This window comes from Sphingobacterium sp. WM (assembly GCF_029542465.1).
GTDB lineage: Bacteria > Bacteroidota > Bacteroidia > Sphingobacteriales > Sphingobacteriaceae > Sphingobacterium > Sphingobacterium cellulitidis.
In genome coordinates, this window is record NZ_CP120709.1 from 4005345 (window position 1) to 4025516 (window position 20172).

19 protein-coding genes are annotated in these 20172 nt (G+C 35.9%); 15 read left to right on the forward strand and 4 right to left on the reverse strand.

The genetic code is table 11. The annotated features are described in order from the left end of the window. The first annotated feature begins 120 nt into the window (after positions 1–120). From polA to PZ892_RS17055, 11 genes are all read left to right on the forward strand, one after another. The gene (gene polA / locus PZ892_RS17005; protein WP_277711670.1) at positions 121–2928 is read left to right on the forward strand and encodes a DNA polymerase I; all 2808 of its coding nucleotides are present in this window, start codon (positions 121–123) and stop codon (positions 2926–2928) included. A gap of 6 nt (positions 2929–2934) precedes the next feature. Continuing rightward, entirely contained in the window at positions 2935–4032 is a 1098-nt protein-coding gene (locus PZ892_RS17010) for a hypothetical protein (protein WP_277711672.1), read from the forward strand. A 42-nt stretch (positions 4033–4074) separates the two neighbouring features. Then, the gene (locus PZ892_RS17015; protein WP_094257455.1) at positions 4075–4728 is read left to right on the forward strand and encodes a phosphatidylserine decarboxylase family protein; all 654 of its coding nucleotides are present in this window, start codon (positions 4075–4077) and stop codon (positions 4726–4728) included. Positions 4729–4764: 36 nt separating this feature from the next. Continuing rightward, a complete protein-coding gene (locus tag PZ892_RS17020; RefSeq protein ID WP_277711674.1) occupies positions 4765–5790 on the forward strand; it encodes an ATP-binding protein in 1026 nt (341 codons plus the stop codon). A 74-nt stretch (positions 5791–5864) separates the two neighbouring features. Beyond that, positions 5865–6512 carry a DUF47 family protein gene (locus PZ892_RS17025; protein WP_094257457.1) on the forward strand — a complete coding sequence of 216 codons (648 nt, stop codon included), beginning with the start codon at positions 5865–5867 and terminating at the stop codon, positions 6510–6512. A gap of 32 nt (positions 6513–6544) precedes the next feature. Then, complete coding sequence (locus PZ892_RS17030; RefSeq protein ID WP_094257458.1) at positions 6545–7558, forward strand: inorganic phosphate transporter; 1014 nt, start codon at positions 6545–6547, stop codon at positions 7556–7558. Positions 7559–7799: 241 nt separating this feature from the next. Then, the gene (locus PZ892_RS17035; RefSeq protein ID WP_277711677.1) at positions 7800–9176 is read left to right on the forward strand and encodes an OmpA family protein; all 1377 of its coding nucleotides are present in this window, start codon (positions 7800–7802) and stop codon (positions 9174–9176) included. Between the two features lie 227 nt (positions 9177–9403). After that, positions 9404–10813 (forward strand): tetratricopeptide repeat protein, encoded by a 1410-nt coding sequence (locus tag PZ892_RS17040; RefSeq protein WP_094257460.1) that lies wholly within the window; start codon positions 9404–9406, stop codon positions 10811–10813. Then, entirely contained in the window at positions 10810–11553 is a 744-nt protein-coding gene (locus tag PZ892_RS17045; RefSeq protein WP_277711680.1) for a shikimate dehydrogenase, read from the forward strand. Before PZ892_RS17040 ends, PZ892_RS17045 begins: the two co-directional genes overlap by 4 nt. Before the next feature lie 39 nt (positions 11554–11592). Continuing rightward, positions 11593–12234: an MBL fold metallo-hydrolase gene (locus tag PZ892_RS17050; RefSeq protein WP_277711682.1), complete on the forward strand. Its 642-nt coding sequence runs from the start codon at positions 11593–11595 to the stop codon at positions 12232–12234. 3 nt (positions 12235–12237) lie between these two features. Beyond that, on the forward strand, positions 12238–13467 hold the full coding sequence (locus PZ892_RS17055; protein ID WP_094257463.1) for an FtsX-like permease family protein: 1230 nt from the start codon (positions 12238–12240) through the stop codon (positions 13465–13467). Here PZ892_RS17055 and PZ892_RS17060 read toward each other — a convergent pair. Together PZ892_RS17060 and PZ892_RS17065 are read right to left on the reverse strand one after the other, a co-directional pair. Beyond that, positions 13464–14120, reverse strand: coding sequence for a carboxypeptidase-like regulatory domain-containing protein (locus PZ892_RS17060; RefSeq protein WP_094282115.1), 657 nt, complete (start codon positions 14118–14120; stop codon positions 13464–13466). The genes PZ892_RS17055 and PZ892_RS17060 overlap by 4 nt on opposite strands. Positions 14121–14191: 71 nt before the next feature. Beyond that, positions 14192–14467, reverse strand: a complete 276-nt coding sequence (locus PZ892_RS17065) for a NifU family protein (RefSeq protein WP_094257465.1) — start codon at positions 14465–14467, stop codon at positions 14192–14194. A gap of 262 nt (positions 14468–14729) precedes the next feature. On the opposite strand from PZ892_RS17065, the gene bamD reads away from it, so the two are divergent. The 3 genes from bamD to coaBC are packed head-to-tail and all read left to right on the forward strand — an operon-like array spanning position 14730 to position 17224. Further along, a complete protein-coding gene (gene bamD, locus PZ892_RS17070) occupies positions 14730–15656 on the forward strand; it encodes an outer membrane protein assembly factor BamD (protein ID WP_094257466.1) in 927 nt (308 codons plus the stop codon). A 28-nt stretch (positions 15657–15684) separates the two neighbouring features. After that, complete coding sequence (locus PZ892_RS17075) at positions 15685–16011, forward strand: DNA-directed RNA polymerase subunit omega (protein WP_094257467.1); 327 nt, start codon at positions 15685–15687, stop codon at positions 16009–16011. Positions 16012–16021: 10 nt separating this feature from the next. Further along, complete coding sequence (gene coaBC, locus PZ892_RS17080) at positions 16022–17224, forward strand: bifunctional phosphopantothenoylcysteine decarboxylase/phosphopantothenate--cysteine ligase CoaBC (protein ID WP_277712933.1); 1203 nt, start codon at positions 16022–16024, stop codon at positions 17222–17224. A gap of 3 nt (positions 17225–17227) precedes the next feature. Here the strand turns inward: coaBC and PZ892_RS17085 are convergent, their stop codons facing one another. Next, positions 17228–18595 carry an RNA methyltransferase gene (locus PZ892_RS17085; RefSeq protein WP_277711686.1) on the reverse strand — a complete coding sequence of 456 codons (1368 nt, stop codon included), beginning with the start codon at positions 18593–18595 and terminating at the stop codon, positions 17228–17230. A 59-nt stretch (positions 18596–18654) separates the two neighbouring features. On the opposite strand from PZ892_RS17085, the gene PZ892_RS17090 reads away from it, so the two are divergent. Then, positions 18655–19044: an SRPBCC family protein gene (locus PZ892_RS17090; RefSeq protein ID WP_094257470.1), complete on the forward strand. Its 390-nt coding sequence runs from the start codon at positions 18655–18657 to the stop codon at positions 19042–19044. A gap of 54 nt (positions 19045–19098) precedes the next feature. On the opposite strand, the gene PZ892_RS17095 is transcribed toward PZ892_RS17090, so the two are convergent. Then, entirely contained in the window at positions 19099–20136 is a 1038-nt protein-coding gene (locus tag PZ892_RS17095; protein WP_277711687.1) for an outer membrane beta-barrel protein, read from the reverse strand. Positions 20137–20172: the final 36 nt, after the last annotated feature.

Consider the following 20172-nt stretch of genomic DNA (forward strand, 5'->3'; position numbering starts at 1 on the left):
TCAGTTTTTCATATTTTTTAAAAATACAAGCAATACCCGCAAAAATGGAAAAAAATAATTAATCTTTAGGTCTATTTGATTTTGTTAACTTTGTTTTACAGCTATAAAAAAACAAAGAATTTGAAAAAGTTATTTCTTTTAGACGGGATGGCCTTGATATATCGTGCATACTTTGCATTGAGTAAAACGCCACGAATTACTTCATATGGACTGAATACAGGAGCAATTATGGGTTTTACCAATACCTTGCTAGAGGTATTAAACAATCAAAAGCCCACACATATCGCTGTAGTATTTGACACTGCTGCCCCAACCAACCGACATTTGGAATTTGAAGCCTATAAAGCTCAACGCGAGAAAATGCCGGAGGATCTAGCCGCTTCCATACCTTATATATATAGATTAATCGAAGGTTTTAATATTCCTATTATTACCATGGATGGCTATGAGGCAGATGATATCATTGGTACCCTAGCTAAAAAAGGTGAAAAGATGGATTATACGGTATATTGTATGACCCCGGATAAAGATTTTGGACAGCTGGTTTCCGAAAATATCTTTATTTATAAACCTGCCAGAATGGGAAATGGCGCTGAAACATTGGGCGTTCCTGAGATTTTGGAAAAATGGGAAATCAATAATGTACATGAGGTAATCGATATTCTTGGTCTATGGGGCGATGCTGTAGATAACATTCCTGGAATACCAGGGATTGGTGAGAAAACAGCTAAAAAATTGATTCAAGAGTTTGGTTCAATTGAAAACCTGATACAAAATACAGATAAACTAAAAGGAAAACTTAAGGAAAATGTTGAAAATCATGCTGAGCAAGGGTTAATCTCCAAAAAATTGGCAACAATCTTATTGGATGTACCAGTTGAATTTGATGAGAAATCATTGGAATTAGAAAAACCTAACAAAGATGCCTTGGAGCCTTTGTTTGTGGAGCTTGAATTCAGAACCTTGGGAAAGCGAGTATTTGGGGATGAATTCAGCATGGCAGATACCGGAAATCCAAAATCTGCTCAAATGGATTTGTTTTCTATACACAATGATGCAAATATAGATGCTTCTAGAAACAATGGAAATGCTGAAAGCATAGAACCACAGTCTTTTACTAATATTCAGAACACTACTCACCAGTATATTTTACTGGATACAGAAGAAAAGCAAAGAGATTTCGTCAAAATTCTTGAGAAGGAAAAATCTTTCTGTTTTGATACGGAGACCACAGGTTTGGATGCGCTGCAAGCGGAATTAGTTGGTTTATCCTTTGCAATAAAAGATTATGAGGCCTATTATATCCCAGTTAGTGCGGATCCAACTGAAGCACAAAAGACAGTAGATATTTTCAAGGGAATTTTAGAAAATGAAAGCATTTCTAAAATTGGTCAGAATTTAAAATACGATATTTTACTTTTATCCAGGTATAATGTTGATGTGAAGGGTGAGTTTTTCGACACCATGCTAGCACATTACCTGATAGACCCGGACACTCGCCATAATATGGATTACCTTTCGGAGACCTATTTAAATTACACTCCAGTTTCTATCACCGAGTTAATTGGTGCTAAAGGTAAAAACCAAGGCAACATGCGCGATGTTGATGTTGAGTTGGTGAAAGAATATGCTTCTGAAGATGCGGACATTACCCTTCAATTAAAAAATAAATTTGCTCCACTACTGGAAGAGACATCTACTCTTCAATTGGCTCAAACCGTTGAGTTTCCTTTGTTAAAGGTTTTGGCGGAAGTGGAAAGAAATGGAGTTAAGATAGATGTTGATACCTTAAAGCAATATTCGATAGAAATTGAAAAGGATGTCAAAAAATTAGAGCAGCAGATATATGAGAAGGCAGGAGTTACCTTTAATATTGCCTCTCCCAAACAACTTGGGGAAGTATTATTCGATAAGCTTCAACTGGATCCGAAAGCTAAAAAGACAAAAACCGGTCAGTACAAGACTGGCGAGGATGTGTTATTGGCATTGGCCAACAAATCGGATATCGTTCAAGATATTTTGGATTTTAGGCAGTTGCAGAAATTAAAGTCCACTTATGTGGATTCACTTCCAATTTTGATTAATCCGAATACAGGATTAATCCATACCTCTTATAATCAGGCTGTGGCTGCTACAGGGCGTTTAAGCTCTACCAATCCGAATCTTCAAAATATTCCTATCCGTACTGAAAGAGGTCGAGGGGTGAGAAAAGCATTCATCAGTAGAAATGAAAACTGGACCTTGTTATCTGCCGATTATTCACAGATTGAGTTAAGAATAATGGCTGAATTGAGTCAAGACGTAAATATGTTGGAGGCTTTCAAACAAGGCTTGGATATTCACCGTGCTACAGCAGCTCGTGTTTATGGAGTATCTTTGGATGAGGTTAATTCGGACATGAGGAGAAATGCCAAAGCGGTAAACTTCGGGATTATTTATGGTCAATCGGCATTTGGACTATCTCAAAACCTTGGAATCAGTAGAAAAGAAGCTGCAGAGATTATTGACCAATATTTTAGTCAGTATACCGGAATTCGGAAATACATGGGCGAGGTGATTGAGTTTGCGAAAGAACACGGCTATGTGGAGACAATCTTAAAACGTAGACGTTATTTGCGAGATATTAACTCGGCAAATATGACGGTTAGAGGATTCGCAGAGCGAAATGCCATCAATGCTCCGATTCAAGGTTCAGCGGCGGATTTAATAAAAATTGCGATGATCAATATCCAAAAGGATATCGATGAAAAGGGATTGGAAGGCAAAATGATCATGCAGGTGCATGATGAACTTGTTTTCGATGTTCCAAATCATGAAATCGATATATTCAAATCGATCATTGAAAACAGGATGAAAAATGCGATTGAACTTCAAGTTCCAATTGAAATAGAAATTGGAGAAGGTAAAAATTGGTTAGAAGCCCATTAATAAGCGATGAGATTAGTTTTCAGTATAATAATTATTTGTATTACATTTTTGAATGGATCGGCTCAAGAATCAAAGCCTGTTTATTTTGAAAATACTGGAAATGACTTGGTCAGATTCTATTTTGACAGCAATTATTACTTGGTTGATAAAAACTGTGAATACAAGAGTATCGAGCGAGTAGCTAGTTTTGATGCTTCTAGCAGTAAATTTATTGGTTCATTCACCGATTTTGATTTGAATGGACATCCAATTTTGGAAGGTAATTATATTGACGGGAAGAAATCAGGGATTTTCAAGGCTTATCATCCAAACCGTTCATTAAAATGGGAATCAACTTTTGTTGATAATAAACCGCAGGGAGAATGGCGATATTATTACCCTGATGGCCAACTGATGATGTTAGTGGATTTTGGTACAGATTATATTAAAGTAATGGAATTTATTGATACCAGGGGGCGAAAGTTGGTTGAAAATGGCAATGGAAGGTTTGATTTTAAAGTTCCATTCCAAGGTTACAACCCCTATGGATTTCCATTTGTAAAACAAAAGGGTCAGTTAAAGGATGGTGTACCTGATGGGGTTTGGCAAATTTACTATGAGGCTGATAAGGTAAGGGATTTAGTGGCGGAAGAGGTTTATTATAGAGGTATATTTAAGTCTGGTTATGATTTGATCAATGATTATGAATATCAATCTCCTGTTTTTAGCATTTTACCCATAGAAAACTTCTTTAGAGCAGAGAAATTCATTTCAAAAGGATGTAATTATGATGAAATAGCTGGTTACAATGCTTATTTATCGGATTATTTAACAAATTCATTCGAATCATTTGAGACGGTTGCTCCTTTTGAACAGGAATTTGAATATACGGTGCAGGTAAGCAAAGATGGAAATCCTTCGAAATTGCATGTTACCAAGGATCTTCCCTATGAATTAAGCAGATCCTTTGGCTTGGTATTAAAAGGGGTTGAACGCTATATTCCATCCTTTGTAAATGCTGAATACATTCAGGATGAGGTTACTGTAAATGGAAAGGTCAATAGTAATGCGGAAGGAAAATTAATCTTCCATAGCTTGAAAATAAGTCGGAAAAACGAACAATAGGACATTTAGTAAGAATAATTATATTTGCACAAATATTCCATTATGAAATTTCACAAAGAAGGTTATACCAGTTTAGCGATAGTAGTCTTATTTATTTTTATCATAAATGCGATTGCGCATTATTATAATGCTGGACCAATAGTAAAATGGATTATCTATATCGCTTCGGCATTTTTATTAATTACGATTATTCAATTTTTCAGAAGCCCTAAGAAAACCATACAATTGGATGAAGGGGTAATCTTATGTCCTGCTGATGGAAAAGTGGTTGTTATTGAAGAAACCGAAGAAACTGAATATTTGAAAGACCGTAGGATTCAGGTTTCAATTTTTATGTCGCCGGTCAATGTGCATGTGAATAGAAATCCTATTTCTGGCATTGTTACATTTTTCAAATATCATCCTGGAAAATTTTTAGTTGCCTGGCATCCAAAATCTTCGACAGATAATGAAAGAACAACTGTTGTTGTAAAGAACAAATCTGGCGTTGAAGTTTTATTTCGTCAAATCGCTGGTGCAATGGCCAGAAGAATTGTTTGGTATGTGAAAGAAGGCCAGGATGTGCAACAAGGTGAAGAGTTTGGATTTATTAAATTTGGATCAAGGGTGGATTTATTCTTACCACTTGATGCAAAAATCAATGTGAATATAGGTGATAAGGTTACAGGTGGAAAAACTATTATTGCACGTTTTTAAACCTTTAGAAACATTTCAACTTATACAAGGTATGCCATGAACTTTCGTACACTAATCCTCGTAATAAGTTTCGTTTTCTCACTGACGTTATCAGGGATGAACTACTATCACGAGCGTGACATCCCTACCTTTTCATTTATCCTAATCCTAAGTTTTGTCCTTTCGTTTAGTCTCCTAAACTATGTTTTTCAAAAATTTGTATACGAAAGAATAAAATCTGTATACAAATTAATCCACAATCTTAAACTTGGAAAAGAGCTTAAAGATGCCTTGGGGGATCACAAATCTGAAGATCCTATTGGCGATGCTGAAAAAGAGGTTCGTGACTGGGCAAAACAAAAAACAATAGAAATCAATCAACTTAAAGCACAAGAAAAGTTCCGCAAAGAATTTCTTTCCAATATTTCCCACGAATTTAAGACTCCGTTATTTGCCATCCAAGGTTATATTGAAACCCTACAGGATGGTATGATTGAAGATAATCCGGAGATGGCGGAAAAGTTTTTAAATAAAGCAGCCAGAAACCTAGACCGATTAAGCTATTTAATCCATGACCTTGATGAGATTGCAAAATTGGAATCAGGGGAAGTTCCCATTCTGAAAGAGAAATTTGATATTGTTGCGCTCATTCGTGAAGCAATTGATGATTTGGAATATAAGGCCAATGAAAATAATATCAATTTAATTTTCAATACGAAAGGGAATAATCCTATCCAAGTCATTGCTGACCGAAAGAAAATTCAACAGGTTTTAGTGAATCTAATTGATAACTCTATTAAGTATGGGCAGAAAGGCGGTAAAACAATTATCAAGGTTCACTTATTAATAGATCAAATACTTATTGAAATCACTGACAATGGACAAGGAATTGAGGAAAAGAATCTTCCACGTGTATTTGAACGTTTTTTCAGGACGGATAAGAGTAGATCAAGGGAAATTGGAGGTTCAGGCTTAGGTCTTGCTATTGTAAAACATATTATTGAAGCGCATCAGCAAAATGTACATGTTCGTAGTACAGAGGGGATAGGGACGACCTTTTCTTTTACATTGGAGAAAGCTTAATTTCAGTGATTTATTAAAACTTAACATTAACTTAACATTAAGTGCATATTTTTGCGCTACTTAAAATAAGAGTCATGTCTTTAAATAGCATTTTTCAATACTTTGTCCCAAAGGACAAGAAATTTTTCCCATTATTTGAACAAGCTGGATCAAACTTAATTGATATGGCTAAGCTTCTAAAAGAAAGCGTTCATACTACTGATCTTCAACTTAGAAAGGATAATTCCAAATTATTGGAAGACCTGGAACACAAAGGAGATAATCTTACCCACCAAATCCATTTAGAATTAGGAAAAAACTTCATCACCCCATTTGATAGAGAGGATATCCACGCCTTGGCGAGTTCTTTGGATGATGTGGCTGATTTTATTCATGGCGCATCCAACAGAATGGAACTTTACAAGGTTACAGAGCCTAGTGAAGCGATGAAAGAGATTTCAAGTTTAATCTTAGAGGCTACTGAACATGTTGCAAAAGCATTGTTCGAGCTTAAAGATTTAAAAAACATCAGAAACATTACTGATTCTTGTGTACGCATCAATAGTGTTGAAAACAAAGCAGATTATATATTTGACAAAGCCGTTGCGGAATTGTTTGAATATGAAAAGGATGCCATCAACCTAATCAAGAACAAAGAAGTTTTATCTGCAATGGAAGACGCAACGGATAAATGTGAGGATGTTGCCAATGTATTAGAGAGTATTCTTGTGAAGAACGCTTAATTTTTTAATAAGATTCACAACAATATTATATTATGGGTATAACCACATTATTAATTGTCGTAATCGTACTGGCTATTGCATTTGATTATATCAATGGATTCCATGATGCAGCCAATTCCATTGCGACCATCGTTTCGACCAAAGTATTGACCCCCTTTATGGCAGTGCTATGGGCAGCCTTGTTTAACTTCGTTGCTTATTTTGTTTTCACTGACCATAAGGTTGCTAATACTATCGCAAAAACGGTCATAGAAGAATATATCACCCTCGAGGTCATTTTTGCAGGTTTAGTTGCAGCTATCGCCTGGAACTTATTTACCTGGTATTATGGTATTCCATCCAGCTCCAGCCATACCTTAATTGGTGGCTTTGCAGGATCAGGAATGGCATACGCTCTTTTTTTAGGGGCAAATCCTATGGAAGCAATCAACTTAAGCGCGACTTTAAAGATTGTTTCTTTTATCGTTCTGGCTCCATTAGTAGGTATGACAATATCAATTATCATCACGTTGATCATTATTAACATCTGTAAAAAGGCAAGACCTGCAGTTGCAGAGAAATGGTTTAAGATTCTACAATTAGTTTCATCAGCAGGATTAAGTTTTGCTCACGGAGGTAACGACGCGCAGAAGGTTATGGGTATTATTGCCACAGCTTTAATCGCACAAGGAGTAATTGGTAGTTTTGAAGAGATGCCAGAATGGGTTCCATTAGCTTGTTACTTTGCTATTGCAGCAGGTACGATGAGTGGAGGTTGGAAAATCGTCAAAACGATGGGAACCAAAATCACTAAGGTAACCCCATTGGAAGGTGTAAGTGCCGAAACGGCAGGTGCCATTACCTTAGGGATTACAGAACATTTTGGTATTCCAGTTTCAACTACTCATACCATCACTGGATCGATTATCGGAGTAGGGATTGTAAAAAGGGTTTCAGCGGTTCGTTGGGGAGTGACCATTAGTTTATTATGGGCTTGGATATTAACAATCCCAGTTAGTGCATTGTTAGGAGGATTAACTTTAGCTATTATTCATTATATTTTGTAGTAAAAATCATACAGAGCATGGCTATAATGCACTTATTTATTGACAAATAATAAAGTTTTAATAAAATATTTGTGTTATTTAATGTTAATAAGTATTTTTACGCGGCAAAAGTACCAAAGATAAACATCTCCAACGTACATTTTCCAATTTAACATTTTTTGGCATCGTTATTGTTAAGTTATGTTAAATTGATTGACAACTAGAAACAATTAAAAATTTTAATAACCTTAAAAAAAAGAGTATGAACTATTCTACAATTAAAAAAACAGCTGTTGCAGCTTCTTTAGTAGCCGCTTTAGGTTTCGCAGAAACTGCTCAAGCACAAACCCCAACTGTATTTGGTGGTAGATCACAATACAGAACTTGGTCAATTGGTGTTCAAGGTGGTATCACTACTCCTAACACTATCTTAGGTGGCCAAAACGGTTTCGGACAAAAAGTTGGATATTTCCAAAACAAAGTTGGTGAATATTATGGATTAACTATCCGTAAACAATTCTCTCACCTTTTCGGTTTAGAATTAGAAGGTAACCGTGGTCGTATCAAAACTTACAACCATGACTTAGTTACTAACCCTGAGAACAGTTTAGGTGCAAGATCTGCTGAAACTTCAGTTAACTGGGCAGCTAGCTTAAATGGTGTATTCCAATTAGGTACTATCGACTTCATGAGAAGAGAAAACGCTGTTAACTTCTACGCTAAAGTAGGTTTAGGTGTTATGGCTCATAACCCTGTTCAATTCGCTAACAACGATTTCACTGGTAACGAAGTTTACAACAACAAAGGAAACTGGGGTGAAGAAGTATTCGGTGACCGTGAAAAAGTTGGTGACCGTGACAACCGTTTAACTGGATTCGTACCAGTTGGTGTTGGTGTTAAATTTAAATTATCTGAAGTTGTTGCCTTGAACTTAGGTTACACAATGAACTTCACTGATGATAACTTATTATACGGACCAGTTCGTTACGACGGAAAACAAAAATTCTCTAACGTATACGGTGGTTTAGAGTTCACTTTAGGTTCTCGTGATAAAGAAAGCTTAACATTCACAAACCCAGTTGCTACATTATATGATGAGTTGAAAGACCCTTCATTACGTAACGAAGTTGAAGCATTGAAACAACGCGTATCTGCATTAGAAGGTACTGTTGATCAATTAAGCAAAGATTCAGACGGTGACGGTGTATCTGATAAATTTGATAAATGTCCAGGAACTCCTGCTGGTACAGTAGTTGATGGTTCAGGATGTCCAATCAAATTCCCAGAGCAACAACTTACTGAAGGAACTACTTCAGGATACTACGCTCCAATTCAATTCGAATTTGATAGCTCAGTATTGAAAACTGAATCTTACTCTACTTTAGATAAATTAGCTAAAGAATTGAAAGATAACAATGCATCAGTTACTTTAGATGGTTATGCATCTGCTGAAGGTACTGAAGCTTACAACATGAACTTATCTAAAGACCGTGCTAATGCAGTTAAACAATACCTAGTTAACGCTGGTGTATCTGCATCAAGCATCAACGCTACAGGATACGGAGAAGCTAACCCAGTTGCTTCTAACGATACTGAAGAAGGTCGTGTTCAAAACCGTCGTGTTGAAATCAAAAAATAATTGTTAGTTAATAACAATTTAAAATAAAGAAAGCCAGCTGAATAAGCTGGCTTTTTGCTGTTTTAATCAAGTATTTACAATGTAATTACTTATTAAACTTTACCTTTGGATAATTAGGTAGTCTAAAATTGTGAATATGTTGAAAACAATTACATATTCAGATGTTCAAAAAATAGTATTTTCATTTAGGAATTGGAGAGTACGATAAAATTTAAAAGAGGAGTATAATGGAAGAAGATTTTGAATTTGGAACCCCTGAGGAACAAAAATTCTCAGTGGATCGCTACGAGGAAATGCTTCGAAACGAAGACCAGTACTTTTTTGACACAAAAGCTTTCGAGAGTATCATAGACTATTATATTACTAAAAACGATCCAGTCAAAGCTTTACAAGTAATTGAATTCGCGTCCGCCCAACATCCATTCGAAACCTTGTTCTTAATTAAAAAAGCGCAACTATTAGCAAGTACACTTCAATATGAACCTGCTTTAGAAGCTCTTAGCAAGGCCGAACTTTTGGAACCTTCGGAAGGCGACATTTACCTAATCAAAGGAACTATCCTATCTTCATTGCAAGAACATACCCTTGCTGAAGAAAATTTCTTTAAGGCGCTTGAATTAAGCGATGCAAAAGATGAAGTCTATTATCAAATTGCAGGTTTATATCAAATGCAAGGATCCTACGAAAAGGCAATCGCATTCTTGAAAAAAAGTCTTAAAGCAAATAAAGATAACCAAGATGCGCTATACGAAATTGCATTCTGCTATGATGTCATGGAACAACAGGAAGAAAGTATTCAATTCTACCTGCAATATATTGACACTGATCCATATTCATACGCAGCTTGGTATAATCTAGGAAATGCATACCATAAACTGGGGGATTTCCCAGCAGCAATAGATGCTTATGATTATGCAATCTTGATCAATGAAAACTTTTCCTCTGCTTATTTCAACAAAGGAAATGCTTTGGTAAATCTTGATCGCTATTCGGAAGCTATCGAAGTTTATAAACAGACTTTTGAACATGAAACGCCAAACGCTGACACTTACTGTGCAATCGGTGAATGTTATGAGAAATTGGAACTCATGGATGAAGCAAGACAGTATTATAAAAAAGCTGTAAAACTTGACAGCAATCAAAGTGACGCATGGTTTGGAATTGGAGTAACACTTGATTTTGAAGAACGCTACTTTGAATCTTTACATTTCTATAAAAAAGCTCTGGAAATCGACGACGAAAATCCAGATTATTGGTTTGCCATTGCAGATGCAAGATATAAATTAAAGCAATTCAACCAATCCATCGAAGCATATGCCAAGGTGGTTGAACTGAATCCAACTGATGCTGAAGCTTGGTTAGATTATTCTTCTTTACTTTTCGAACAAACGAGAGTAACTGAAGCTATTGAAGTAATTTCTGAAGCGATAAAATGTAATCCGGATGAGGCAACCCTATACTATAGAATGGTAGCTTATATGTTTGCAGCTGGTAAATATACTGATGCGCTGAGCTTCTTAGAATTAGCATTGAATGTTGATCCTGAAAAGCATTACATTTTATTTGAATACTTGCCTCAACTTCAAGGAAACCAAATAATAGTCGATATCATTAAAAAGTATTCAGAAGGAAGATGAAAAAATTAGGGTTAATTGGTTATCCTCTAGGACACTCATTTTCCAAAAAATATTATCTAGAAAAATTTGAGAAAGAGGGTATTAAGAACATTGATTATGACTTATACCCTCTTCCTTCAATTCAAGATTTTCCAAATCTTTATGAAAACCATCCAGAATTCTATGGAGTCAATGTGACTATTCCATATAAACAGGATGTTATGCAGTATATAACAGAGCTGTCTGAGGAGGCGAAAGAAATTGAAGCTGTCAATTGTATTCAGATAAGAAACGTTGATGGAACGACCCATTTGAAGGGGTTTAATACTGATGCATTCGGTTTCCAAAAATCATTGGAACCTTTACTTACACCTCAACACAAAAAAGCTTTAATATTTGGTAATGGCGGAGCCACAAAGGCTGTTGCTTATGCATTAAAGAAACTGGGGATTGATTATCAAGTGGTAAGCAGGACAAAGTCTGCTGAGAATATTACCTACGAAGACCTAAGCCCAGATTTAATACAAGAATCAACCTTGTTGGTAAATTGCACTCCTTTAGGAACTTTTCCAAAAACTGAAGAATGCCCCAACCTTCCTTATGAAGCGATTACGGAAAAGCATTTATTATATGATCTGATATACAACCCAGAAGAAACATTATTCTTAAAAAAAGGAAAAGAAAAAGGTGCTAAGATTAAGAATGGTTACGAAATGTTGATTCTTCAAGCAGAAAAAAACTGGGAAATCTGGAATCAATAGCAATACCCATTTGCTTAGAAATATTTCCTATTTTTGAACATGCTACATATTAAGACTTTTGTTTTTAATCCATACCAGGAAAACACTTATTTAATTTATGATGATCACAAAAACTGCATTATCGTTGATCCCGGGATGCATAATTATCAAGAAGAAAATCATCTTAAAGAATATATTGAGTCCAATGGTTTAAAACCCATCTATCTTATAAACACCCATGGGCATATTGACCATGTTCTAGGAAATAAATTTGTTGCTGACACCTATAATTTGATTCCGCAGTTTCATGAAGGAGAACTCCCTCTTGTTATCCAAGTGCAGAATTATGCTCCCCAAATGGGAATCCGTTATGAGCCTTCTCCTATCCCTGAAACCTTTTTAAAGGAAGAGGATATTATTGAAATCGGAGATGAAAAACTATCTTTAATATTGGCTCCAGGTCATTCTCCAGCTCACTTATGTCTATATAGCAAGAAACATAACTTTCTAATTGGTGGTGATGTATTATTCAAGAATAGTATTGGTAGAACCGACCTTCCAGGCGGTAATCATCAGCAATTATTGGATAGCATAGCTACAAAGATCTATACACTCCCTGAGGAAACAGTAGTTTATCCTGGGCATGGACCAAGTACGACAGTTGGAGAAGAGAAAAAAACGAATCCATTTATTAGAGCATAAAAGATGAAGCTCCCAATATTCTTTGCAAAACGATATCTGTTTTCTAAAAAATCAGTAAATGCTATCAACATCATTTCCTCAATTAGTATGATTGGTGTTTTGGTGAGTACAGCTGCTTTAGTAATCGTATTGTCGTTCTACAATGGATTAGAACGTTTCATCCTTTCTCAATACAGCACATTCTCTCCGGAATATCGCATAGAACCAGCATCGGGTAAAGTATTCTCCACCAAAAGTGAATCCTTTACCAAGCTAAGGACTCTTCATGATATTTCGTCTTACAGTGAAGTTCTTGAGGATAAGGTATTAGCTGAATTCAACCAACAACAATTTATAGGGAGATTAAAAGGGGTTGAACCTAATAGTTTGCATCATTTAGAAAAAGAAAACATTCTATTAGAGGGTAATCTGGAAATTAAAACTGACAGCACTAATTATGCTATTTTAGGCACAACAGTACAAGCGAATCTTCAAGTTCCACTGCAAGGAACTGATAACCAGATTTTCTTAAATATTCCAGATAAAAATGCTTCTCCCAATAACATCAACCCATTAGAAGATATTCGTACCAGGGTAATCACGCCGAATGCTATTTTAGGTTACCAACCCGGTTTTGAAGACCTGATCATAGTACCAATTGATTTTGCGAAGGATCTATTAAACGAACATGATGGAATTTCAGCAATTGAGCTATATGGTAAAAACGACAATTCCAGAGCCCTTCAGAAAGAAATACAATCAATTGTTGGAGAAGAATACTTAGTAAAAAACCGAGAGCAACAAAACCCTACCTTATATAAAACGGTGCGATCGGAAAAATGGATTGTATTCTTCATCGTAACTATTATAGGAATAATTGCAATTTTCAATATTATCGGCTCATTAACCATGCTTGTAATAGATAAAAAACAAGATATGGTTGTTCTAAACAGCTTAGGAGCTAATAATAATTTAATACAGAATATCTTCTTTTATCAAGGAATACTAATTGCTTTGATAGGAAGTTTAGTTGGAGCGTTGATAGGATTATTTTTCTGTTTACTACAAGAGCATTTTGGTTTTGTAACCACTAGTGAGGGATCATTATTTGATGCTTATCCGGTAGATATCCGATATATGGACTTGGTGTTGATTTTTGTTACCGTAATGGTTGTATCCACTTTGGTTTCGTATATGGCATCACGTTTAAATATCAGGGGTATTAACAAACGTGGAGCATTAGAGTCTAATTAGTATTTCAGACGTTGTCTACTATAATCTCCTCTTTTTATTTGATTAATCAACTGTCCCCAAGCGAAAGGATTCAATAAAGGATTTGCCATGTTTTGGTTGATCGCTCTATTCGACATATTGATATGTCTCTGGAAACTATTATAAGCTTGAATTTCTTCGGCACTTCTAGGAACAATCTTAGATAGGGATGCTAAAGCTTGAGGCGATAAATTCCTTTTCGCTGTCAGCACATCATCATTGCCAATATTTAATGCTAGGAATTCCATATTAAACTCCTCAATACTAGCCCAAGGAAGAGGTGGTCCTACTGTAACCATTGGAAGTTCTTCAACAGTCGGAGTCAATTCTATTCTTGCAGTGTATTTATCGCCATTTACATCAGGAATAGTAATTCGGACAGTCCGATAACCGATTGAAGAAAATGCTATTTCATCACCAGCGTAAGCTACAAAGGAAAAATATCCTTCATGGTTAGCTACAAATCCATCATTTCCATAACTTTCATTTCGGATAGTAACATAAGGAACGGCGATTTCAGTACCTTCCGCCAAGATATACCCAGAAACTTGTACGATTTTCTTGTCTTGGGCGAAAGTGCTCAAGCTGACTGTCAAAAGCACAGCTAATATGATAAATTGGTGTAAAAGTTTCATCTACCAACAAAACTAGGGAAAAACAAACGTAAGATGCTGTTAAATAGTGTTAACTACATCTAATAATTTTATTACAATTGGTTGGGGGTTATTGCATTGGGGTCATTCATATCCGTAATATTGATTGCTTCGACGGCAACAATTTCCGGAACGGCCTTTTTAATAGCTTGTTCTAAACCAGCTTTAAAAGTCATGATACTCATAGAACAGTTTGCGCAGGTCCCCAACAATTTAAGCTTCACAACATTATCTGCAGTGATTTCTTCAATAGAAACGTTACCACCATCAGTCTGTAAATACGGTCTGATAGAATCCAATGCTTGCTCTACTCTCTCAAATAAGGTCATTATAAATTCTGATAAATTATTTAAACGTAAATATAGTCAATAATTATTTATTTGTGACATCTGCAAAACTAATTCAACATTCATTTGACTTAAGAAAACAACGTTTTTGTTCCAGCAAACCTTTCATGGACAATGAAATTAGCGCCTTTAAGTTAAAGATTGTTAAAAGCTAATGTTTTCAAAGATTCCCTTATTGAAATCAAGTATTTTCGCGTATTATTAAATAATTGAAAATTAGTATTAATTCACGTATCTTTGTGGGATGTTTTTAAAGAATCATGTATTTAGCCTAATTGTTGGCTTGTTTCTTTTATTAGGCTTGGGTAGTTGCAAGAGTAAATTCGAAAAACTACGTGCAAGCAATAATGTACAAATGAAGTATCAGGAGGCTGTAAAGTACTACGAAAAAGAGAAGTACTCCAAGGCTCTAACTTTATTTCAAGAATTATTAGCGAAATACCGAGGCACAGCAGATGCTGAGGATCTTAGTTATTATACTGCCTATTCAGCGTATCGATTAAAGGACTATATCTCTGCTCGTTTCCACTTTAAAACCTTTGCGGACAATTACCCTAACAGCCAGAGAGCTGAAGAGTGTAGATTTATGTCGGCATATTGTTATTATTTAGATTCTCCACGTTCTAATCTGGATCAAGATAACACACGTAAAGCAATTGATCAATTGCAATTGTTTGTAAACTTGTACCCAGAGTCAGAAAGAGCGAAAGAAGCAGGTGATTTAATTCAAAATCTACGTGATAAGCTGGAGAAAAAAGCATTTGACAATGCGAAGTTGTACTATAACATGGGATTACCAGATGATTATCGTGCAGCTGTAATTGCATTAGAGAATGTATTGCGGGTTTATCCGGATACGAAACACGCTGAAGATATTGAATATCTTTTAGTAAAATCACAATATTTATTTGCAGATAACTCTTACCCACATCGTCAGGAAGAACGTTTCAATCAAATGATTGACTATTATGACAGCTTCACTGAGCACTTTCCGGAAAGTAAATATAGCTCTGAGCTAAATGGACTTCGCGGCAGTGCAGATCGCAAGATTGCAGCAGCTTTAAAAATCATGGCTAATGATGAGAAAGCTAGAAAGCAACGTGAAGAAGATTTGGGAATTTCAACATCTAACGGTGTTCCAATTGAGAACAACAATAACAATCAACAATAATCTTTAGTACATCCATTTTTATTTATATATGAATCAGAATAAAAATACCGTTCCAAATTCAACAGTAACTCGCGATTTAAGAGAGTTAGACCAAACAACTGATAACCTTTACGAATCAATCGTGGTAATCAGCAAGCGTGCTAATCAAATCGCTGTAGATATGAAAGAGGAATTAAATCAAAAGTTATCAGAATTTGCTAGCAGCAATGATAACTTAGAAGAAGTGTTTGAAAATCGTGAACAAATTGAAATCTCTAAGCACTACGAAAGGTTGCCAAAACCTACATTAGTAGCGATTGATGAATTCTTACACGAGAAAGTATACTTCAGAAACCCTTCAAAAGAACAAGAGTAAGATATTTACCATGTCTTTAAGAGACAAACATATTGTAATTGGTATAAGCGGCAGCATCGCCGCTTATAAGATTGCAACATTGGTAAGATTACTGAGAAAGGCAGAAGCTTCTGTTCAGGTTATCATGACCCAGGAAGCCACTCAATTTATTACTCCCCTTACTCTCTCTACCCTTTCAAATAACCCCGTGTATGTTGATTATTATGATCAAAAATCTGGGGAATGGAATAACCATGTCCATATTGCCGAGTCGGCAGATTTAATTCTAATTGCACCTGCTACAGCTAATACCTTGGCCAAATGCGCCCAAGGCATTTGCGACAATCTATTACAAGCCGTTTATTTATCGGCAAAAAGTGATGTTTGTATCGCTCCGGCAATGGATTTAGACATGTGGATTCATCCATCTGTTAAGAACAACATACAACTATTAAAATCATACGGCGACTTGATTATTCCTCCGGGAAAAGGAGAGTTGGCGAGTGGATTAGTGGGAGAAGGCAGATTAGCAGAACCAGAGGAGATTTTCCAATTTATTGAAGATCATTTACAAGCTAATCAACCTCTAAAGGGTAAGAAAGCATTAGTTTCTGCTGGACCTACCTACGAGGCAATTGATCCAGTTCGTTTTATTGGAAATCATTCCAGTGGCAAAATGGGTTATGCCATAGCCAACCAACTGAGAAAATTAGGAGCAGAAGTTACTTTGGTCAGCGGACCAACCGCACTTGAGAGTCCAGAAGGAGTACAAAGAGTGAATGTCCAAACGGCAGCGGAAATGTATGCTGCCTGTAGTAATTCATTTCAGGAGGCCGACATTACGGTAATGAGTGCTGCAGTTGCGGATTATACTCCAATTGAAGTAGCTGATCAAAAGATTAAGAAAAAAGCAGAAGATTTCAGCATTTCTTTAAAGAAAACGACAGATATTTTAGCCAGTTTAGGGGCAATAAAGAAATCAGGGCAAATATTAGTAGGTTTTGCATTGGAAACCAATAATGAATTGGAAAATGCAAAGGATAAGCTAAAAAGGAAAAATCTTGATTTCATAGTCTTGAATTCCATGCAGGACAAAGGAGCTGGATTTGCTCATGACACCAATAAAATTACGGTCATTAATAGACAAGAAGAGATTTTATCATTTGATCTTAAATCAAAAGAAGAAGTCGCAAAAGATATCTGCGATTTAATTATTGCCCAATTAAGCAAATAGACCCTACATATTTGCTATTCTCACTTCCCTAGGGTAGTAATTATTGATTCTATTTCCCAAGACCTTCACCCATCCCAAAGAAACATTCTTATAATTCACTAAGCACCAACCTTTTTTCACCCCTTCAAATAAGGCAATATCCAATTGTTCCTTTCTCAAAAAGTTCTGTGCATCTTCCAAAGACAACTCAACTGAAGTTAAGTTTTTATCCTTATAAATACTCAAAGCTAAGTCATGGGAAGGAACTAATTCCTTTCCCAACCATTTCCCAACCATCGTTCCTGCATTTTTAAGGTACAGAACCTGTTGCAACGCCTTCACACTCGCTTCCATATCTTTCGGAAAAATGTGAACATTTTCGTTATGTAGCAATGTGGAGAACTCTTGATCATTTTCAACCCATCCTTTCAGACCATCTTTTGGAATTGGAGATTTTTCAAGTTTTATCTTCTTTAAAGAAAAACTAGGCTGAATACGTTTCATTTTTAAAACAGCAATAAAAAATCCTTCTCCTTTAGTTTTATGCGGATAAAATCTATAGCCAGCGGCTTTATGAGACTTAGAAAGAGTTTCTTCTATTCCCCAATCCGTTTCCAAAGGGATTTTTATGGATTCCAACTCATATTCATCAATCAACCATTCCAAAATATCCTCATTTTCCTCCGAAGAATAAGAACAAGTAGAATAAAGGAAATACCCATTAGTAGCAATTGCCCCCATTACTTGCGAAAGAATCCTTTGCTGCCGTTCACTACATAATTTAACGTTAGCTTCTGACCATTCATCAATGCTATCTTCATCTTTTCTGAACATACCAGAGCCAGAACAAGGAGCATCAACAAGCACTAAATCAAAAAATCCTGGCAGTCTTCGAAATGCTGTAGGATCATTGTTGGTTACAACAACGTTGGGATATCCCCAACGCATTAGGTTTTCTTGAAGCACAACAGACCTACTTTTAATGATCTCATTAGCAACAAGCAGACTATCAGAATTAATCGTTGCATTTAACAGAGTCGATTTTCCTCCTGGGGCAGCGCAAAGATCAAGAGCTTTAATCTCATTTTGATCCAGTTTCAATAGCCTTAATATATGAGCAATAAACATGGAAGATGCTTCTTGCACATAATAACAGCCAGCATGAAACAATGGGTCTAAAGTAAACTTGGGCCTTTCCTTCAGATAAAACCCCAAGTTACACCATTGAACAGGTTTTGTTAATTCAAAATCAAGTGTGGTAGGTTTTTGGGGATTTAGCCGGATTGAGGTAAGTTTTTCTCCACTTTCATGTGCTGCTTTGAAAGCTTCTTGATCAAAGAATGGATTGGTTCCAAGTTTTTTAATTAAGGAATTCGGAAGAATATTACTCATATATTACTAATAAATCTATGTAAATTTACAGGAATTATCTTTTTCAGTTAATAATTAGAATGAAAGATTTTAAAAAATATTACATAATCCCGGCTACACCTGAGGAATTATACAGAGCATTAACTACTGAAATTACCATCAGATTATGGACTGGGGACCTCGTGGAGATCGATCCAGTGCCAGGAGGAGAGTTTTCGATGTGGGATGGAGCTATTGAGGGAAAATTTCTTGAATTAGAACCTTTTTCCAAAATTGTCCAAGAGTGGTACTTTGGTGAACAGGACGAACCTTCCATCGTAACCCTCAAATTACATGAGCATAAAAAAGGCACATCATTAGAGGTTAGACAGACCAATATTCCAGATGAAGCATTTGATGACATTCTAGATGGCTGGGATGATCCTTATATTTCATCATTAATGGAATTTTACGATGAAGAAGAGGATTAAATCAACAGAATAAAAAACAAATCCGTCGCTCAAATAAGCGACGGATTTTTTGTTTTAAAAAGAGTAAACCAAAGCTATAGAAGCCTGAGCTGCTTGATTACTTGGACTCAATCCATCCTTTTCCAAAAATGTTGGCTGATCATCATGATCCAGCCTCAGCTCAGGAATCAAAATCAATCCTTTATGTTTAAACTGGCTTGACAAAGTAAATGAGTTAATAGTACTACCCTTAAAATCAGCATGATCCTTCGTATGAAACAATTCTGCCCGAAGCCCCACTGCAATGGCTTCATTAAGATCATACTTTGGATAGACAGCTACTCCAGCATAGCCACCACCTTCTTTAAAGTTATAATTCGCAGCATTCACAACAAAATTCAATCTATCTGAAATATGGTAGCTGCTTACCAAATCAATTAAAGTACCCGAACTATAATTATTTGGACCTCTATCCGAACTCCCCGTCAAGAAGTTAAGTGTAGCATTCCAATCTTCTGTTGGAGTAACCGCTATTTGCGCACCGATATGGGATACGCCATTTAAATCCCTATAGACATTCCAATCATTAAATAGTCCCAGCATGGCGGAAATATGTTTTGAAAAGACGTAATTAGCTTTAATTCCAGCATTTTGAAAAGGACCGGCCGCAAAAAGATAAGAAGTGGAATAATGAAAGTTTGTGGCTGGGCAAATGACTTCATAACCTACGAAAGTCCCCATATAACCAGCTGTCATACTAAACTTATCAGTGAAGGCATATTTGATGAATAAATTTTGAATATGAAAAGAATTGTTCAAATCATTTTCAATGGCATCGCCGTTAGGAATGCTTAAATATTGGCCTCTTGGACCAAAACCTAATTCCCCAACAAAAGAAGCTTTTCCTAATGATTTTAAGAGACCGACCCCTATCATTCCCAAAGAAATGGAATTATGATCATTAGCAAAATAAGTTTTGATATTCTCTTTACCAGAAAAATCATATTTCCAATACACATCAGCATAAGCACTGATTCGAAATGTATCGACTTCTTGAGAAATACATGTGAAAAATTGAAATAATAGTACAAATGAGGGAAAAAATCTTGTCATGATACGTTTTTTAGTGGTTAATATTTAAAATTCAGG

Bases quoted from the DNA above. Each gene is read 5' to 3' on its own strand.
- PZ892_RS17090 (WP_094257470.1), top strand. From the start codon at position 18,655: ATGAAAGATTTTAAAAAATATTACATAATCCCGGCTACACCTGAGGAA.
- PZ892_RS17045 (WP_277711680.1), top strand. From the start codon at position 10,810: ATGAAAAAATTAGGGTTAATTGGTTATCCTCTAGGACACTCATTTTCC.
- PZ892_RS17095 (WP_277711687.1), bottom strand. From the start codon at position 20,136: ATGACAAGATTTTTTCCCTCATTTGTACTATTATTTCAATTTTTCACA.
- PZ892_RS17030 (WP_094257458.1), top strand. From the start codon at position 6,545: ATGGGTATAACCACATTATTAATTGTCGTAATCGTACTGGCTATTGCA.
- PZ892_RS17075 (WP_094257467.1), top strand. From the start codon at position 15,685: ATGAATCAGAATAAAAATACCGTTCCAAATTCAACAGTAACTCGCGAT.
- PZ892_RS17035 (WP_277711677.1), top strand. From the start codon at position 7,800: ATGAACTATTCTACAATTAAAAAAACAGCTGTTGCAGCTTCTTTAGTA.
- bamD (WP_094257466.1), top strand. From the start codon at position 14,730: ATGTTTTTAAAGAATCATGTATTTAGCCTAATTGTTGGCTTGTTTCTT.
- PZ892_RS17050 (WP_277711682.1), top strand. From the start codon at position 11,593: ATGCTACATATTAAGACTTTTGTTTTTAATCCATACCAGGAAAACACT.
- PZ892_RS17055 (WP_094257463.1), top strand. From the start codon at position 12,238: ATGAAGCTCCCAATATTCTTTGCAAAACGATATCTGTTTTCTAAAAAA.
- PZ892_RS17040 (WP_094257460.1), top strand. From the start codon at position 9,404: ATGGAAGAAGATTTTGAATTTGGAACCCCTGAGGAACAAAAATTCTCA.
- PZ892_RS17060 (WP_094282115.1), bottom strand. From the start codon at position 14,120: ATGAAACTTTTACACCAATTTATCATATTAGCTGTGCTTTTGACAGTC.
- PZ892_RS17010 (WP_277711672.1), top strand. From the start codon at position 2,935: ATGAGATTAGTTTTCAGTATAATAATTATTTGTATTACATTTTTGAAT.
- PZ892_RS17025 (WP_094257457.1), top strand. From the start codon at position 5,865: ATGTCTTTAAATAGCATTTTTCAATACTTTGTCCCAAAGGACAAGAAA.
- PZ892_RS17015 (WP_094257455.1), top strand. From the start codon at position 4,075: ATGAAATTTCACAAAGAAGGTTATACCAGTTTAGCGATAGTAGTCTTA.
- coaBC (WP_277712933.1), top strand. From the start codon at position 16,022: ATGTCTTTAAGAGACAAACATATTGTAATTGGTATAAGCGGCAGCATC.
- PZ892_RS17085 (WP_277711686.1), bottom strand. From the start codon at position 18,595: ATGAGTAATATTCTTCCGAATTCCTTAATTAAAAAACTTGGAACCAAT.
- PZ892_RS17020 (WP_277711674.1), top strand. From the start codon at position 4,765: ATGAACTTTCGTACACTAATCCTCGTAATAAGTTTCGTTTTCTCACTG.
- PZ892_RS17065 (WP_094257465.1), bottom strand. From the start codon at position 14,467: ATGACCTTATTTGAGAGAGTAGAGCAAGCATTGGATTCTATCAGACCG.